We start from the raw sequence: 17,035 nt of genomic DNA on the forward strand, positions 1-17,035 counted from the left end.
TGTGGCCCCCCCGGGCCACGGTGCCCTGGCGGGGGGCGGGGCGCCGGGGGGTGGGGGAAAGGGCGGGGGCGCCCGCGGGTGGTCCGGCGGGCCCCACGTCGAGGTGAGTCAGGGTCAGCGGCCCGACTCGCGGCCGCTGCTGATCTCCTCACGCTCCGGTCGGGGCTCGACCGGCGGGTGCCCCGGCGAGACCGGCGCCTCGGCCGGCTTCTCGATCGGGTAGAAGAAGCCCCGGATGGCCGGGCCGAGCGCCCCGAGCCGGTTCATCTTCTTCGGCACCACCCAGCCGGTGTACTCCAGCGCGCCGTGCCCGTCGCCGTGCGCCTGCGAGGCGCTCAGCGGCTGGTGCACCTCGACGAACCGGCCGTCCGGCAGGCGCCGGATGATGCCGGTCTCCACGCCGTGCGCCAGCACCTCACGGTCGTGCTGCTGCAGACCGAGGCAGAGCCGGTAGGTGACGTAGTACGCCAGCGGGGGCGCGATGAGCAGGCCGATACGGCCGGCCCAGGTCATCGCGTTCAGGCTGATCTGGAACTTGTCCGCGATGACGTCGTTGGCACCGGAGAGGGTCAGCACCAGGTAGAAGGCCACGGCCATGGCGCCGACCGCCGTACGGGCCGGGACGTCCCGGGGCCGTTGCAGCAGGTTGTGGCTCTTGTAGTCCTTGAGCTGCCGCGCCTCCAGGAACGGGTACATCGTGGAGAGCCCCACGAGGATGCCGGGCAGCACGACCGTCGGCCAGAACAGCGGCGGGATCACATAGCCGTCGCCGATCGGGATGTTGATCTGCCAGGCCGGCATGAGCCGCGTCGAGCCGTCCAGGAACATGACGTACCAGTCCGGCTGGCTGGCGGCCGAGACCACCCACGCCTCGTACGGGCCGAAGAGCCAGATCGGGTTGATCTGGAACAGACCGCCCATCAGCGCGATCACGCCGAAGACGATCATGAAGAAGCCGCCCTGCTTGATCGCGTACCGCGGGAACATCCGCTCGCCGACCACGTTGCCGTTGGTCCGGCCGGGGCCGGGCCACTGGGTGTGCTTCTGCTTGAAGACCAGGCCCAGGTGGGCGCTGATCAGGGCGAGCAGCAGAGCCGGGATGAGCAGCACGTGGGCGATGAAGAACCGGCTGATGATGATGGTGCCCGGGAACTCCCCGCCGAAGATCGACGAGGTGAGCCAGGAACCGATCACCGGGATGGAGAGCATGATCGCCGAGGCGATCCGCAGGCCGGTGCCGGAGAGGCCGTCGTCCGGCAGCGAGTAGCCGGTGAAGCCGGCCAGGAAGCCGACCCAGAACAGCAGCGAACCGATGATCCAGTTCGTCTCACGCGGCTTGCGGAACGCGCCGGTGAAGAAGACCCGCAGCATGTGCACGACGATCGCGGCCATGAACAGCAGCGCCGCCCAGTGGTGCATCTGCCGCATGATCAGACCGCCGCGGACCTCGAAGGAGAGGTCCAGGCTGGAGGCGTACGCGGCCGACATCGGGGTGCCCCGCAGCGGCGCGTAGCTGCCGTTGTAGACGACCTCGGTCATCGACGGCTCGAAGAAGAAGGTCAGGAAGACCCCGGTGAGCAGCAGCACGATGAACGAGAAGAGCGCGATCTCGCCGAGCAGGAAGGACCAGTGGTCCGGGAAGACCTTGTTCAGCAGCCGGCGCAGCGGGGTCGCCACCTGGAAGCGGTCGTCCACCCCCGCCGCGGCCTTGCCCGGCGCCGCCGCCAGGTCGAACTTACGACGCTTCATGGCCGCTCCCAGAAGTCTGGCCCGACGGTCTCGGTGAAGTCGGACTTCGCCACGAAGAAGCCCTCGGAGTCCACCTCGATCGGCAGCTGCGGCAGCCGCCGGCTGGCGGGGCCGAAGACGGGCCGGGCGTTGTCGGTGATCAGGAACTGCGACTGGTGGCACGGGCAGAGCAGGCGGTTGGTCTGCTGCTCGTAGAGGCTCGCCGGGCAGCCCGCGTGCGTGCAGATCTTGGAGAACGCCGCGTAGTTGCCCCACATGTAGTCACCGTGGCCGACCCGCTCGTTGGCCTGGCGCGACTCCTGCGCGTCCTCGTCGCGCAGGTGGATCAGCAGGGTCGGCGAGTCCGCGTGCCGGTTGCTCACGCCGTGCTCGATGCCGGGGAACACGGTCAACTGACCGCCGGCGCTGATGTCGGCCGGGCGGACCGGCCGGCCGTCCTCGCGGACGAGCCGGATCTTCTCGCCGCCCTCGGCCGGGGCGAAGCCGGTGGTGAACATCTGGTTGTTCTTGTGCGGGTTGGAGATCAGCCCACCCACCAGCGGCGCGGCGGCGACCGCGCCGACCGGCGCGAGACCGGCCAGCAGCGAGATGCCGAGCAGCGGGCGGCGCTTCACGCCGAGCTCGTCGGCCATGTAGAGCATCGTCTGGCCGGTGATGGTGCGGTCGTCGGCGGCGACGGCGCCCTCGTGCCGGTCCTGGATCGACACCTCCTTGGGCAGCAGCTTCTTGCCCCAGGTCAGGATGCCGAAACCGATGGCCAGCAGGGACAGGCCGAGCGTGGCGCCGAGCAGCGGGGTGTACCACTTGTCGCCGCCCCGGCCCGGCGCGTACTCCCACGGCCACCAGATGTAGACGACCAGGAAGGCGGTCGCCGTCAGGCCGGCGATGAGGAAGAGCCAGGCGACCAGGCGGACCAGCCGGCGCTCGGCCTTGCTGCCCGGGGTGACCTGCGGCTCGTAGTGGACGATCTCGATGTCGTCCCGGCGGGCGCCCTCGCGGACGACGTCGAAGCGGGTGATCCCGGGGGTGTTCACGTCGAGCGGTTCCCGGCCCTGCTGGGCCTGGTGCTCGGTGTGCGTGCTCATGCCGTCACCTCGTTACGGGCGGTGCCGAACGGCGGCACCACAGCACTGAATCGAATGATCCGCTCGGTCACGACTTGCCCGCAATCCACAGGCTCGCGAAGACCAGCGCGACGATGCCGACCAGGAAGATCGCCAGGCCCTCGGTGGAGGGGCCGTACCGGCCGAGGTTGAAGCCGCCCGGGTCCTGGTCGTGCTTCAGGGTCTCCTGGATGTAGGCGATGATGTCGGCCTTCTGCTCCGGGCGGAGCTGGTTGTCGCCGAACACCGGCATGTTCTGCGGGCCGCTGAGCATCGCGGCGTAGATCTGCCGGTCGGTCGCCGGGCGCAGGCTCGGGGCGAACTTGCCCGAGGAGAGCGCGCCACCGCCACCGCCGAAGGCGTGGCACTGCGAGCAGTTGATCCGGAACAGCTCGCCGCCGGCCGCGACGTCGCCCTCCTGGTGCAGGTTCTCACCCTCGGGCAGCTGCGGGCCCCCGCCGAGTTCCTGGATGTACTGGGCGAGCTGTCGGGTCTGCTCGTCGGTGAAGAGCGGGGGCTTGCGGTGCGCCTGCGCCTCCTGGCGGGCCAGCGGCATCCGGCCGGTGCTGACCTGGAACTCGACCGAGGCGGCGCCGACACCGATCAGGCTCGGGCCGCGTCCCTCCACACCCTGCGCGTTGCGACCGTGGCAGGTCACGCAGCTAACGTCGAACAGCGCCTTGCCCTCGTTGGCCGCGCTGCTCAGCGTCGGGTTGTCCTGGGCCTGCGCGCCGGGGGCGAAGAGGGTGTAGGCGCCGCCGGCCAGCGTCAGCGCGGCGAGCAGCCGGACCGCGGCACCCAGCCGGCGGCGGCCCCTGCTGCGCGCCACGGGCCGCCCACGCAACCGCGCGAGCAGACCGCGTCGGCGGTCGTTGTCAGAAGTCATGACCTGTGTCCTTAACCGGTTGGACCTTCTCAGGGGACGGAGCAACGGCGCGGTTCGTGACGCGCCAAGATCACTGGAGCCAGTAGATCATGGCGTAGAGCCCGATCCACACGACGTCGACGAAGTGCCAGTAGTACGACACCACGATCGCCGAGGTCGCCTGCGCCGGGGTGAACCGGCCCATGGTGGTGCGGATCATGAAGATGATGAAGGCGATCAGACCGCCGGTCACGTGCAGACCGTGGAAGCCGGTGGTCAGGTAGAACATCGACCCGTAGCCGTCTTCGTTGATCTTCACGCCCTCGTGCACCAGCTCGCGGTACTCGTTCAGCTGACCGAGCACGAAGATCAGGCCCATCACGAAGGTGATCGTGAACCAGCGCCGCAGCGCGTGGACGTCACCCCGCTCCGCCGCGAAGACGCCGAGCTGGCAGGTCACCGAGGACAACACCAGGATCACCGTGAACGTGGTCGCGTAGGGGATGTTCAGGTGCTCGGTGTGCTTCGCCCACTGCTCCGGCGCCGCGGCGCGGATGGAGAAGTACATCGCGAACAGAGCCGCGAAGAACATGAGTTCGCTGGAGAGCCACACGATCGTCCCGACGCTGACCATGTTCGGACGGGTCAGGGAGTGGATCCGGCTCTTGTCAATGGCTGGGGCCGCAGTCACGCGGTCATTATTGCCCCTGACCGGCATCGGCGATCAGCGGGGGGCCAAACCAGCGGTCAGGGTGGCCCGATCGTGGTGGTCCGGTTCGCCTGGCCTAGCCTGAAAAGCGTGCTGCACGCCGATCCGATCTTCGCCGCCACCTCGGCCGTCCCGTCGGGCGTGACCGCCGTGGCCCAGGCCGCGGCGGCGAGCCCGGCCGCGGGCGGGGAGACGCCGCCGCCACCGTTCACCATCAGCGCCGTCCTGACCGAGACCAGGCTGGACAGCTGGCTCGCGTTCGGCCTGGTGCTCGCCGCCGGGCTCTACCTCTACGGCGTACACCGGCTGCGCGTGCGCGGCGACGCGTGGCCGGTCGCGCGGACCGTGTTCTTCCTCGGGCCCGGCCTCGGCGGGATCGCGCTGGTCACGGTCAGCGGCCTGCACGCCTACGACACGGCGCTGCTCAGCGTGCACATGGTCCAGCACATGATGCTGTCGATGGTGGCGCCGATCTTCCTGGCCCTCGGTGCGCCGATGACGCTGGCCCTGCGCACGCTGCCGACGCGGCCACGCAAGCGGCTGCTGGCGATCGTGCACAGCCGGATCGCCCGGATCTACAGCTTCCCGCTGGTGGCCTTCGCCATCTTCGTGGTGAACCCGTTCGTGCTCTACTTCACCGACCTCTACCGGTTCACCCTCGAACACGCGTGGGCGCACGAGCTGGTGCACGCGCACTTCATCATGACCGGCTGCGTGTTCTTCTGGCCGCTGCTCGGCCTGGACCCCCTGCCGGGCCGTTGGCCGTACCCGGCGCGGGCACTGCTGATGGTGCTCTCGGTGCCGTTCCACACCGTGCTCGGGCTCACCGTCATGCAGAGCAGCACCCTGTTCGGCGGCGACTGGTACCCCTCGCTGCGGCTCGGCTGGGCCGACCCCTGGGACGACCAGGTGCTCGCCGGCGGCATCCTCTGGGCCGGTGGCGAGTTCGTCAGTGTGACGATGCTCGCGGTGCTGGTCGTCCAGTGGATCAAGCAGTCGGAGCGCGAGGCCCGTCGCATCGACCGCGAGCTGGACCGCCAGGAGGCCCGCCAGCGCGCCGCGGAATCCGCGGCCTGAGCTGCGCCAGAGGGACGGCCCGAGCGCGACGGCGGGCGGGATGTCGGCTGTGTCACGTCGACCGGTACGATCGGCGGCAGCTACGAGGTGGGAGCCAGTCGAGCCATGAGCGCGCCGCGAGCGGATGAACGCCCGGTGCCTCACGGCAGCACGCAGCGAACCGGAGTGTCGGCATGAGCGATCGTCAGTGCACCGTCCTGCTCTACAGCGACGACCCGCAGGTCCGTGACCGCATGCGGCTCGCCGTCGGCACCCGGCCCGCGCCCGGCCTCCGGCTCGAGTTCGTCGAGGCGTCCTCCTACGAGGAGGTCGTCCGGCTGGTCGACGACTACGAGATCGACCTGCTGCTCCTCGACGGCGAGGCCAGCCCGGGCGGCGGCATCGGCATCGCCCGCCAGATCAAGGACGACCGGGACGACGCACCCCCGACCTGCGTGGTGATCGCCCGCGCCGCGGACCGATGGCTCGCGGCCTACGCCGAGGTCGACGCCACCCTGGTGCACCCGCTCGACCCGGTGACCACCGGCACCACGGTGGCCGAGCTGCTGCGGACGCACGCACCCGCCTGACGTCCCTCCGCTCCGGCACCGCCACGGCGCCGGACCGACCGGCGCCGGTTCATCCCACCCGCATCCGCACGCTCGGGAGGCCCGCGATGGGCGATCGGACCTGGCCGCACCTGCTCAACGCGCTGCTGCGCGGCGAGGAGCTCTCCACCGCCGACACCGCCTGGGCGATGGGCGAGATCATGGCCAGCTCGGCGACCGCGGCGCAGGTCGCCGGCTTCGCCGTCGGGCTCCGCGCCAAGGGCGAGACCTCGGCGGAGCTGGCCGGGCTGGTCGAGGCGATGCTCGACCGCGCCGTGCCCGTGGCGCTCACCGACGAGCTGCGCTCGACCGCCCTCGACGTGGTCGGCACCGGTGGAGACCTCGCCCACACCGTCAACATCTCCACCATGGCCGCGCTCGTGGTGGCCGGGGCCGGCGTGCGCGTCGTCAAGCACGGCAACCGTGCCGCCTCCTCGTCCTGCGGCACGGCCGACCTGCTGGAGTTCCTCGGCGTACCGCTGGATCTCGGCCCCGAGGGCGTCGCCCGCTGCGTGGAGGAGGCCGGCATCGGCTTCTGCTTCGCCGCCCGCTTCCACCCGGGGATGCGGCACACCGGCCCCGTCCGCCGCGAGCTGGGCGTACCCACGGTGTTCAACTTCCTCGGCCCGCTGACCAACCCGGCGCGTCCGCGGGCCGGGCTGGTCGGCTGCTTCGACGCCCGCATGGCCCCGGTGATGGCCGGGGTGTTCGCCGCCCGCGGCGACTCGGTGCTCGTGATGCGCGGTGAGGACGGGCTCGACGAGTTCAGCACCGCCGCGCCCACCCGCGTCTGGGTGGCGCAGGGCGGCAGCGTGCGCGAGGAGCTGATCGACGCCGCCGACCTCGGGGTGGCCCGGGCCACCCTCGCCGACCTGCGCGGCGGCGACGCCACCTTCAACGGTGCCGTGGCCCGCCGCGTGCTGGCCGGGGAGACCGGCCCCGTACGCGACGCCGTCCTGGTCAACGCGGCGGCCGCGCTGGCCACGCAGGGGCCGCTGGACGGCGACCTCGTGGCGGCGCTGCGGGCCGGCATGGCTCGGGCCGCCGAGTCGATCGACTCGGGCGCGGCGGCGGCCGCCCTGGAGCGCTGGATCGACGTCGCCCGGGCGCTCTGAGCGCTCCCCGCCCGCCGCCCGACGCCCCGCCGTCACGGGAGGTGTCGGAGGGGCGTGCCAAACTACACGGGAGTGATTCACCGTCCGCCCGGAACGGCACGCCGGCGGACCGGCGCGAAAGGAGACGCCCGTGTCGGACCGCGAGCTCTACTGCGACAGCTGCCAGGGTGTTGCGCCGTTCGAGGCGCCACCGTGCGTCGACGGGCACGGCCTCGACTGCCCCGAGCTGATCTGCGTCCGCTGCGGCACGGCCGTCCTCATCGCGCCGTTCACGTTCCACCCTCCCCGCCTCACCCGCACGCCTGACCGGCGGTCCGCGCACCGCCGCGCCGCCTGACCCGGATGCGCCCCGGCGGGGCCGGCGCCGCGGCGACCCGAGGCCGCAGCTCGTACACGCGCGAAGGCCCGCCTCCGACGGAGGCGGGCCTTCGCGCGTGGTCCGGGGTGTGCCGGGTCAGTGCTCGGCGGTGCGCCGGGTGCCGCTGTAGTACTCGAAGAGCAGCCCGCACGCGGCGAAGATGACCGCCACGAGGCCGGCGCCGACGAGCCAGAACTGCCAGAACACCAGGCCGAGGCCGGCGACGGCGGCGGCGAGCGCCAGCCCGAAGGGCCAGTAGCTGCCCGGGCTGAAGAAGCCGATCTCGCCCGCGCCGTCGGCGATCTCCGCGTCCGGCCGGTCCTCCGGGCGGAGGTCGATCCGACGGGAGACGAACCAGAAGAAGCCGCCGCACATCGAGCAGAGCAGGAAGGACAGCGCCAGGGCGGTGGTGCCGACCCACTCGACGCGGCCGCTCTCACCGGCGGTCCACGCGCCGTAGAGGACGGTCGCGCCGGCGAGGAAGACGGCGATGATCAGGAAGATGCGCCACTCGGTCTTCATGCCCGCTCCCTCAGCTTCCCGCACCGGCCGGTGCCGGGTTGAAGTTGCTCTCCGTACGCCGGGTCTCGAACGGCCGGGTGGTCTGCGCGTACGGGTCCTCACCGATGGCGCTCAGCGCCTCCTGGGTGGTCCGGCCGTCGCGCTTGGCCGCGAGGAACTGGTCGTACTTCTCCGGCGACACGACCCGCAGCTCGAAGTTCATGAACGCGTGGTACGTGCCGCAGAGCTCCGCGCACCGGCCGACGTAGGCGCCCTCGGTCTCCAGCCGGGAGACCTCGAACACGTTACGGATCTTGCCCGGCATGACGTCCCGCTTGAACAGCAGCTCCGGCACCCAGAACGAGTGGATGACGTCCCGGCTGGTCTCCTCGAACCGGATGGACCGGTCGGTCGGCAGCACCAGGATCGGGATGACCTCGCTGGTGCCGAGGGTCGAGGCGACCGTGTTGGCGTCCGGGCCCTGGCCGTCGCGGTAGTTGAACTGCCAGTTCCACTTGAAGGCGACGACCTCGACGGTGACGTCCGGGTTCCGGCTCGTCTTGTTCACGTCGGTCTGGACGATCGCCGTGTAGTAGAAGAGCACCGAGACGACCAGGATCGGCGCGATGGTGTAGAGGAACTCCATCGGCATGTTGTAACGGGTCTGGACCGGCAGGTCGTTGCCCCGCTTCCGGTAGCGCACCACGCACCAGAAGATCAGACCCCAGACGAACACGCCGACCGCGAGGGCCGCGATGCAGGAGGCGATCCACAGGTCGTACATCCGGTGGGACTCCGGCGTGATGCCGCCCTGCGGCCAGCCGAAGCCGGCGAAGGTCTTGCCGACGTCACAACCCGTGAGCAGGACCAGCAGCGCCACGCCGCCGAGACCGAGCCCGGCGAGCCGACCAGCACCACGCCGCCGGCCACCGCCGGCTCCTGGAGAAGCGCTGTGCCGTACGGCCGAGGGCCGTACCTCCGAACTCCTTGCGACCACCTGGTCCTGCCTCCCTAGCGCGCCGCGGTGTCTTCCTGCCGGTCTCCGACGGTCGGAGCGACAGCACCGGCGGCAAAGGCGTCACCGACGGTCGCAGATTACTCGACCATGACCGGCTGGACCGTGTTGGGGTGGCTGTCCGACCCCCAACGGGGGATCTTGGCTCGTTCGGCGCGCTAGCGTAGTCAGTCGTGAGCGCATCGCCGGTCTACCTGGACGCCGCGACCTCGACGCCGTCGCACCCCGTCGCCCGGCAGGCGTTGCTGGCCGCTCTCGACGACGGCTGGGCGGACCCGGGCAAGCTCTACACGCAAGCCCGTCGGGCACGCCAGCTGCTCGACGCGGCCCGGGCCGCGGCCGCCGAAACCCTGGGCGTACGCCCCGACGAACTCTCCTTCACCGCGAGCGGCACCGCCGCGGCGCACGCCGCCGTGCTGGGTGGCCTGGCCGGGCGGCGCCGGGTGGGCCGGACGCTTGTGCACTCGGCCATCGAGCACTCGGCGGTGCTGCACGCGGCCGAGCGGCACGTCGCCGACGGGGGTGACGCCGTGTCGGTGCCGGTGGACCGGCTGGGCGGGCTGGACGTCGACGTCTGGTCGGCCGCGGTCCGCGCGCCGGGTGTGGCGCTGGCCGCGCTGATCGCGGCGAGCCACGAGGTGGGCACCCTCCAGCCGGTCGCCGAGGCAGCCGCCGCGTGCGCCGACGCCGGGGTGCCGCTCTACGTCGACGCGGCCCAGGCGGTCGGCCGGGTGCCGGTGCCGCCGGGCTGGTCGGTGCTGACCGCCAGCGCCCACAAGTGGGGCGGGCCGCCCGGCGTGGGGCTGCTGGTGGTCCGCAAGGGCACCCGGTGGGAGTCGCCCTACCCGGCTGACGAGCGGGAGTCGGGCCGTACGCCCGGCGCGTTGAACCTGCCCGCGGTGGTGGCCGCCGCGGCGAGCCTGCGCGCGGTGGCCGCCGACGCCGCCGCGGAGGCCGCCCGGCTGGCGCCGCTGGTGGACCGGATCCGGGCGCGGGTGGCGGCGGAGGTGCCGGACGTCGAGGTGGTCGGCGACCCGCAGCGGCGGCTGCCGCACCTGGTGACGTTCTCGTGTCTCTACGTGGACGGCGAGGCGCTGCTGCACGCGCTGGACCGGCGCGGCTTCGCGGTGTCCTCCGGCTCCTCCTGCACCTCGTCGACGCTGCGCCCGTCACACGTGCTGGAGGCGATGGGTGTGCTCTCGCACGGCAACGTCCGCGTCTCGTTGCACCGGGAGACCACGGAGGCGGACGTCGAGCGGTTCCTGGCCGAGCTGCCGGGTATCGTCGCCGCGCTGCGGGCCGAGGCGGGGGTGGTCGGGCTGTGACGCTGCCGAACGAGCTGCTCGACTGCCGGGGCCAGCGCTGCCCGCTGCCGGTGATCGCGGTTGCCCGCCGGCTGCCGGAGCTGCCGGTCGGCACCGTGGTGCGGGTGCTCGCCGACGACCCGGCGGCGGCGGTGGACATCCCGGCCTGGTGCCGGATGCGGGGTCAGGAGTTCGTCGGTCGGGTCACCGGCCCGGACGGGCCCGCCTACGACGTCCGCCGCGTCCACTGACCCGTGCCCCGCGTGGTGGCGGGGCACGGGACGCGGGTCAGGGCAGCAGGTGGGGGCGGATCTCGTCGGCGGCCACGTCGCCGTACGACTCGCCGAGGCGCTTGATGAAGAGGTCCCGGCGCACCTGGTACTCCTGCGTGCCGACGGTCTCCAGCACGAGGGTGGCCAGCAGGGAGCCCACCTGGGCGGCCCGTTCGAGGCCGACGCCCCAGGACAGCGCGGTGAAGAAGCCGGCGCGGAAGCCGTCGCCGACGCCCGTCGGGTCGACAGCGCGGATCTCCCGGGCGATCGGCACGTGGATGGTGTCGAAGTCCCGGCCGGCGATCTCCACGCCGTGCTTGCCGAGCGTGGTGACCCGCACCTTGACCCGGTCGAGCAGCTGCTCGTCGCTGAGCCCGGCCTTGCTCTGCAGGAGCGACTTCTCGTAGTCGTTGGTCATCAGGTAGTCGGCGCCGTCGATCAGCGCGACGACGTCCTCACCGGGCATCCGGGCCAGCTGCTGGGACGGGTCGGCGGCGAAGGCGTAGCCGCGCTCCCGGCACTCGGCGGAGTGGCGCAGCATCGCCTCCGGGTCGTTGGCGCCGACCAGGACCAGGTCGAGCCCGCCGAGCCGGTCGGCGACCGGCGCGAGTTCGATGTTGCGGGCCTCGCTCATCGCCCCGGCGTAGAAGGAGGCGATCTGGCACATGTCGGTGTCGGTGGTGCAGACGAAGCGGGCGGTGTGGGCCACCTCGCTGACGTGCACCGAGCCGCAGTCGACCCCGTGCCGCTCCAGCCAGGAGCGGTAGTCGGCGAAGTCGGCGCCGACCGCGCCGACGAGCACGGGGTGCAGGCCGAGCTGCCCCATACCGAAGGCGATGTTCGCCGCCACGCCGCCGCGGCGCAGCACCAGGTCGTCCACCAGGAAGGAGAGGGACACCTTGTGCAGCTGGTCGGCGATGAGCTGGTCGGCGAAGCGGCCGGGGAAGCTCATCAGGTGGTCGGTGGCGATCGAACCGGTCACCGCGATCTTCATGTCAACCCTCGGGGTCGGGAGCAGGGCGCGGTCAGCCTACCGGGCCGGCAACCGGCATGTGTCCGCTCGGTGGACGCGCGTCACCCGCCGGTAACTTTGGACACCACGACGACGGGGCCGCCCTCATGGGCGGCCCCGTCGGGTTGACGCGGAGGTCGACTCAGCTGAACGAGTCACCGCAGGCGCAGGAGCTGCCCGCGTTCGGGTTGTCGATGGTGAAGCCCTGGGCGTCGATCCGGTCGGCGAAGTCGATGGTGGCGCCGGCCAGGTAGGGGGCGCTCATCCGGTCGACGACGACCTCGACGCCGTCGTAGTCGGTGACGACGTCACCGTCGAGCGAGCGCTCGTCGAAGAAGAGCTGGTACCGCAGGCCGGAGCAGCCACCGGGCTGCACCGCGACGCGGAGCCGCAGGTCGTCGCGGCCCTCCTGCTCGATCAGGGCCTTGACCTTCTGCGCCGCGACGTCGGTGAGGACGACGGTGGTAGGGGCCTTGGCCTCGGTCGACTCGGTCTGCGCTGGCGTGGTCACGTGGAATTCTCCCTGCGCGCTGATGGTGTGGTCGTCCCGACCAACGTCACCCGCCGGTCAGCGATTCCCACTGTTCTCCAATTTCTGATTGTAGGCCGCTTCGGCCGTCGGGGACCCCTCGACGTGACTCGGGGTCCGTCCGGGCGGTGTGGGTCACACCCGCAGCTCACCGGCTCCACTGCCGGGCCAGCCGTGCGCCCAGCTCGCGCAGCCCCTCCGCGGGCCGGCCGAGCGCCGCCGCGAGGCCGTGCTCGTCGCCCCCGAAGTGCTCCACCAGGCTGTACGCGTCGGTCACGCCCGCCGCGGCGGCCTCCCGCCGGCCGGTGCTCACCTGCCCGGCGAGCACCACGCAGGGCACCCCGCGGTCGCGGGCCGCCCCGGCCACCCCGGCCACCACCTTGCCGCGCAGGGACTGGTGGTCGAAGGAGCCCTCCCCCGTGATCACCAGGTCGACCCCGTCCAGCGCGGCGTCCAGGCCGATGGCCCGGGTGACGAGGCCGATGCCCGACTCGCAGCGCCCACCGAGGGCGAGGATCGCGGCGCCGATACCACCGGCCGCCCCGCCGCCCGGGAGCGTGCCCAACGACGGCGGGCAGCCCGGCAGCTCCCGCTCCAGCACCGCCGCGAAGCGCTCCAGCGCGGAGTCCAGCAGCAGCACGTCGGCCCGGTCGGCGCCCTTCTGCGGGCCGAACACGTTGCTGGCACCGTGCAGGCCGAGCAGCGGGTTGTCCACGTCCGTCGCGGCGACCAGCGCGGCACCGCGCAGCCGGGGCGCCCCGTCGAGGCCGGCCACCGCGGCCAGCGCGGCGCCCCCGTACGGCAGGGCCCGGCCGGTGTCGTCGAGCGGGGTGACGCCCAGCGCGGTGAGCATCCCCGCGCCGCCGTCGTTCGTGCCGGAGCCGCCCAGCCCGATCACCACGGTCCGCGCGCCGTGCTCGACCGCGGCGGCGACCAGCAGCCCGAGCCCGAAGGAGGTGGTCGACCTCGGGTCGCGCTCGTGCGGGGCGAGCAGGTGCAGCCCACAGGCCTGGGCGCTCTCCACGTACGCCGTGCGGTCGTCGGTGAGCAGGATCTCACCGGCCGTCGGGCGGCCGAGCGGGTCGACTGTCGGCACCGGCTGCCGGCGGCCGTCGAGCGCGCCGGCGAGCACGTCGACGAAGCCGGGACCGCCGTCGGCGAGCGGCCGGATCAGCAGATCGTCACCGTCGGCGACCTCGTGCCAACCGGCGGCGACGGCGGCGGCCACCTCCGGGGCGGACAGGGTGCCGGCGAACTTGTCCGGGCAGAGCAGCACGCGCATGCCGAGCAGTGTGGCAGCACACATCGGGGGAAGCTGCGCCGCGCCCGCGCTGTGGGACCATGGGGAACGTGACTTCCACCTGGGTAGAACCCTCCAACACGGCCACCGCACTGCTGCTGCTCGGTCGGGGAAGCGACCCGGCCACCGAGCGCGGAGTGGAGTGTCCGGGTGACCTCCCGGCGCCCAGCGACCCCGGTCTGGTGGCCCGGGCGGCGGCGGCGAAGGCCGCGTTGGGCAGCAAGGTGTTCGTGCTGGGGCACCACTACCAACGCGACGAGGTGATCCAGTTCGCCGACGTCACCGGCGACTCGTTCAAGCTGGCCCGGGAGGCGGCGGCCCGGCCGGACGCGGAGTACATCGTCTTCTGCGGCGTGCACTTCATGGCCGAGAGCGCCGACATCCTCACCTCCGACAGCCAGAAGGTGATCCTGCCCGACCTGGCCGCCGGCTGTTCGATGGCCGACATGGCGGTGCTGGGGCAGGTCGAGGCCGCGTGGGACGTGCTCACGGAGCTGGGCGTCGCGGAGCAGACCGTTCCCGTGACGTACATGAACTCCTCGGCCGACATCAAGGGCTTCGTCGGCCGGCGCGGTGGCGTGGTCTGCACCTCGTCCAACGCCAAGCGGGCGCTGGACTGGGCGTTCGAGCAGGGTTCGAAGGTGCTCTTCCTGCCCGACCAGCACCTGGGCCGCAACACGGCGGTGCTGGAGATGGGCTACTCGCTCGACGACTGCGTGCTCTACGACCCGCACAAGCCGAACGGCGGGCTGACCGCGGAGCAGCTGCGCGACGCGAAGATGATCCTGTGGCGCGGGCACTGCTCGGTGCACGGCCGGTTCACCCTCGACAGCGTCAACGACGTGCGGGAGCGGGTGCCCGGGGTGAACGTCCTCGTCCACCCGGAGTGCCGGCACGAGGTGGTCACCGCGGCCGACCACGTGGGCTCGACCGAGTACATCATCAAGACCATCGAGGCGGCCCCCGCGGGCTCGGCCTGGGCGGTCGGCACGGAGCTGAACCTGGTGCGCCGGCTCGCGCTGGCCCACCCGGACAAGCAGATCATGTTCCTGGACCGGGCGGTCTGCTACTGCTCGACCATGAACCGGATCGACCTGCCGCACCTGGTGTGGGCGTTGGAGGAGCTGGTGGCCGGCCGGGTGGTGAACCAGATCACCGTCGACCCGGACACCGCCCGTCACGCCCGCGCGGCGCTGGACCAGATGCTCGCGCTTCCCGGCGCGGTCACCCCGGCCCCGACCGCCAACTGATCACCGTACGTAAGCGTCGTTGCACCCATTAGTGCGGGATCACCGGTTTAACACTCTGCGGGTGGTGTGACCGGTTCCATTCTCGCCACCGAGGACTATGCTGCCGGAGCAACGACGCAGGCGGTCCGTTTCGATCCGACCGCATCCGGGGTAGCGGTGAGCATCGTGGGCCCCATCAATCAACACGGCAGCACCGACGCGCTGGAGGTTGCGTTGACCGACGACGTCCTGGTCGTGCACGGAGGCACTCCGCTCGAGGGGCGGATCCGCGTGCGCGGCGCGAAGAACCTGGTCTCCAAGGCGATGGTCGCCGCTCTGCTCGGCGACAGCCCGAGCCGGCTGTTCGACGTGCCGAAGATCCGTGACGTCGAGGTGGTCCGGGGGCTGCTCGGGCTGCACGGGGTCAAGGTGAGCGACGGCGAGGAGGACGGCGAGCTCGTCTTCGACCCGGCCAACGTCGAGAGCGCGAGCACCGACCAGATCAACGTGCACGCCGGGTCGAGCCGCATCCCGATCCTGTTCTGCGGGCCGCTGCTGCACCGCCTGGGGCACGCCTTCATCCCCGACCTCGGCGGCTGCCACATCGGGCCGCGCCCGATCGACTTCCACCTCCAGGCGCTGCGCGAGTTCGGCGCGACGGTCGACAAGCGCCCGGAGGGGCTGCACCTCTCCGCGCCGAACGGCCTGCGCGGCACGAAGTTCGCGCTGCCGTACCCGAGCGTGGGCGCCACCGAGCAGGTGCTGCTCACCGCGGTGATGGCCGAGGGCGTGACCGAGCTGCGCAACGCGGCCGTCGAGCCGGAGATCATCGACCTGATCTGCGTCCTGCAGAAGATGGGCGCGATCATCAAGGTGCACACCGACCGGGTGATCGAGATCCAGGGTGTGCCGAAGCTGCACGGCTACACCCACCGGCCGATCCCCGACCGGATCGAGGCGGCCAGCTGGGCGGCGGCGGCGCTGGCCACCCGCGGGCACGTCGAGGTGCTCGGCGCCCAGCAGGCCGACATGATGACCTTCCTCAACATCTTCCGGTCCGTCGGCGGCGAGTACGAGGTGACCGACCTGCGGCCGCCGCGCCACGGCGACCCGGGCCAGGAGGGTGGCATCCGGTTCTGGCACCCGGGCGGGGAGCTGAAGTCGGTCGCGCTGGAGACCGACGTGCACCCCGGTTTCATGACGGACTGGCAGCAGCCCCTCGTGGTGGCGCTCACCCAGGCCCGGGGCCTGTCCATCGTCCACGAGACGGTCTACGAGCAGCGGCTGGGCTACACCGAGGCGCTCAACTCGATGGGCGCCAACATCCAGGTCTACCGCGACTGCCTGGGCGGCACCCCGTGCCGCTTCGGGCGGCGCAACTTCAAGCACTCGGCCGTCATCGCCGGTCCGAGCAAGCTGCACGCCGCCGACCTGGTCATCCCCGACCTGCGGGCCGGGTTCAGCCACCTGATCGCGGCGCTCGCCGCCGAGGGCACCTCCCGGGTGTACGGCGTCGACCTGATCAACCGCGGCTACGAGGACTTCGAGGCGAAGCTCGCCGACCTGGGCGCGCACGTCGAGCGTCCGTGACGTCAGCCGAAGTTGGCGCCCGGTGCACCGCGATGTGCACCGGGCGCCGTCGTTTGGCTACCCTTTCCGCGTGCCGTCGCTGTTTCGCCGTAAGTCCGCCGACCTCGTCGACGAGGCCGTCACCCCGGTGACGCCCGACGAGGAGTCCTCGTCCGCCCGCCCCCGCGGCTACACGCCCGGCAAGGGGCGCGAGACCCCGAAGCGGCCGAGTGTCGGTCGGCGTCCGGGTGGGGCCCCCACCAAGCCCCTCACCAAGGAGGAGGCCCGGGAGCGCCGCCGGCAGATGCGCGCCGAGGCGGCGGCCGAGTTCCGCCGCGAGGGCGGCCCGCGCGACCGCGGCCCGGAGCGGCTGCTCGCCCGCAACGTGGTCGACTCCCGGCGCAACGTCGGCACCTGGTTCTTCGGCGGCGCCCTGATCGTGCTCATCGGCTCCAACGCCGCGATGCCGCCGGTGGTCCGGCTCGTCTCGAACCTGCTCTGGGGCGCGCTGGCGCTCGGCGTGGTGGTCGACTCGATCCTGATCTCGCGCAAGATCCGCAAGCTGGTCCGCGAGCGCTACCCCGACACGGGTCAGCGCATGGGCTCGCTCTACCTCTACGCGATCATGCGGTCGATCACGTTCCGCCGGATGCGCGCCCCCACCCCGCAGGTCAACATCGGCGACCGGGTCTGACCGACGCGCGTCGCCGGGTGCGGTGGCGGGTGGCCGAGCGACGTCCC

The 17,035-nt window shown here is 72.0% G+C and carries 18 protein-coding genes; 9 read left to right on the plus strand and 9 right to left on the minus strand.

Translation table 11 applies throughout. The annotated features are described in order from the left end of the window. Positions 1–114: 114 nt before the first annotated feature. From qcrB to ctaE, 4 genes are all read right to left on the minus strand, one after another. Entirely contained in the window at positions 115–1,749 is a 1,635-nt protein-coding gene (gene qcrB / locus SM573_RS20275; RefSeq protein ID WP_474613118.1) for a cytochrome bc1 complex cytochrome b subunit, read from the minus strand. Then, positions 1,746–2,834, minus strand: a complete 1,089-nt coding sequence (gene qcrA, locus SM573_RS20280; protein WP_474613117.1) for a cytochrome bc1 complex Rieske iron-sulfur subunit — start codon at positions 2,832–2,834, stop codon at positions 1,746–1,748. The genes qcrB and qcrA overlap by 4 nt, the downstream gene beginning before the upstream one ends. Positions 2,835–2,901: 67 nt before the next feature. Then, positions 2,902–3,738: a cytochrome bc1 complex diheme cytochrome c subunit gene (gene qcrC, locus SM573_RS20285; protein WP_474613116.1), complete on the minus strand. Its 837-nt coding sequence runs from the start codon at positions 3,736–3,738 to the stop codon at positions 2,902–2,904. A gap of 70 nt (positions 3,739–3,808) precedes the next feature. Beyond that, positions 3,809–4,408 carry an aa3-type cytochrome oxidase subunit III gene (gene ctaE, locus SM573_RS20290; RefSeq protein WP_474613115.1) on the minus strand — a complete coding sequence of 200 codons (600 nt, stop codon included), beginning with the start codon at positions 4,406–4,408 and terminating at the stop codon, positions 3,809–3,811. A 108-nt stretch (positions 4,409–4,516) separates the two neighbouring features. On the opposite strand from ctaE, the gene SM573_RS20295 reads away from it, so the two are divergent. The 4 genes from SM573_RS20295 (at position 4,517) to SM573_RS20310 (ending at position 7,542) form a co-directional block, all read left to right on the plus strand. After that, positions 4,517–5,503, plus strand: coding sequence for a cytochrome c oxidase assembly protein (locus SM573_RS20295; RefSeq protein WP_474613114.1), 987 nt, complete (start codon positions 4,517–4,519; stop codon positions 5,501–5,503). A gap of 173 nt (positions 5,504–5,676) precedes the next feature. Continuing rightward, positions 5,677–6,072, plus strand: coding sequence for a response regulator (locus SM573_RS20300; RefSeq protein WP_474613113.1), 396 nt, complete (start codon positions 5,677–5,679; stop codon positions 6,070–6,072). Positions 6,073–6,158: 86 nt separating this feature from the next. Continuing rightward, positions 6,159–7,205, plus strand: coding sequence for an anthranilate phosphoribosyltransferase (trpD, locus tag SM573_RS20305; protein WP_474616805.1), 1,047 nt, complete (start codon positions 6,159–6,161; stop codon positions 7,203–7,205). A gap of 130 nt (positions 7,206–7,335) precedes the next feature. Further along, on the plus strand, positions 7,336–7,542 hold the full coding sequence (locus SM573_RS20310; RefSeq protein WP_474613111.1) for a hypothetical protein: 207 nt from the start codon (positions 7,336–7,338) through the stop codon (positions 7,540–7,542). A gap of 117 nt (positions 7,543–7,659) precedes the next feature. Here the strand turns inward: SM573_RS20310 and SM573_RS20315 are convergent, their stop codons facing one another. Beyond that, positions 7,660–8,085, minus strand: coding sequence for a cytochrome c oxidase subunit 4 (locus SM573_RS20315; RefSeq protein ID WP_474613110.1), 426 nt, complete (start codon positions 8,083–8,085; stop codon positions 7,660–7,662). Between the two features lie 10 nt (positions 8,086–8,095). After that, positions 8,096–9,061 (minus strand): aa3-type cytochrome oxidase subunit II, encoded by a 966-nt coding sequence (ctaC, locus tag SM573_RS20320; RefSeq protein WP_474613109.1) that lies wholly within the window; start codon positions 9,059–9,061, stop codon positions 8,096–8,098. Between the two features lie 191 nt (positions 9,062–9,252). Between ctaC and SM573_RS20325 the strand changes: the two genes are divergently transcribed. Next, positions 9,253–10,404, plus strand: coding sequence for a cysteine desulfurase family protein (locus SM573_RS20325; RefSeq protein WP_474613108.1), 1,152 nt, complete (start codon positions 9,253–9,255; stop codon positions 10,402–10,404). Beyond that, positions 10,401–10,634: a sulfurtransferase TusA family protein gene (locus SM573_RS20330; RefSeq protein ID WP_474613107.1), complete on the plus strand. Its 234-nt coding sequence runs from the start codon at positions 10,401–10,403 to the stop codon at positions 10,632–10,634. The genes SM573_RS20325 and SM573_RS20330 overlap by 4 nt, the downstream gene beginning before the upstream one ends. Positions 10,635–10,671: 37 nt before the next feature. Here SM573_RS20330 and SM573_RS20335 read toward each other — a convergent pair whose 3' ends face one another. The 3 genes from SM573_RS20335 to SM573_RS20345 all read right to left on the minus strand — a co-directional run bounded on the left by SM573_RS20335 (position 10,672) and on the right by SM573_RS20345 (position 13,502). Further along, a complete protein-coding gene (locus SM573_RS20335; RefSeq protein ID WP_474613106.1) occupies positions 10,672–11,649 on the minus strand; it encodes a carbohydrate kinase family protein in 978 nt (325 codons plus the stop codon). 160 nt (positions 11,650–11,809) lie between these two features. Then, a complete protein-coding gene (gene erpA / locus SM573_RS20340; protein ID WP_132349169.1) occupies positions 11,810–12,178 on the minus strand; it encodes an iron-sulfur cluster insertion protein ErpA in 369 nt (122 codons plus the stop codon). A gap of 166 nt (positions 12,179–12,344) precedes the next feature. Further along, positions 12,345–13,502, minus strand: coding sequence for a glycerate kinase family protein (locus SM573_RS20345; protein WP_474613105.1), 1,158 nt, complete (start codon positions 13,500–13,502; stop codon positions 12,345–12,347). A gap of 44 nt (positions 13,503–13,546) precedes the next feature. Here SM573_RS20345 and nadA point away from each other — a divergent pair, with 44 nt between their 5' ends. The 3 genes from nadA to SM573_RS20360 all read left to right on the plus strand — a co-directional run bounded on the left by nadA (position 13,547) and on the right by SM573_RS20360 (position 16,988). Further along, entirely contained in the window at positions 13,547–14,746 is a 1,200-nt protein-coding gene (gene nadA / locus SM573_RS20350) for a quinolinate synthase NadA (RefSeq protein WP_474613104.1), read from the plus strand. 165 nt (positions 14,747–14,911) lie between these two features. Then, positions 14,912–16,315, plus strand: a complete 1,404-nt coding sequence (gene murA, locus SM573_RS20355) for a UDP-N-acetylglucosamine 1-carboxyvinyltransferase (RefSeq protein WP_474616806.1) — start codon at positions 14,912–14,914, stop codon at positions 16,313–16,315. Between the two features lie 70 nt (positions 16,316–16,385). After that, on the plus strand, positions 16,386–16,988 hold the full coding sequence (locus tag SM573_RS20360) for a DUF3043 domain-containing protein (RefSeq protein ID WP_474616807.1): 603 nt from the start codon (positions 16,386–16,388) through the stop codon (positions 16,986–16,988). Positions 16,989–17,035 lie beyond the last annotated feature (47 nt).

The organism is Micromonospora xinjiangensis (assembly GCF_056150165.1).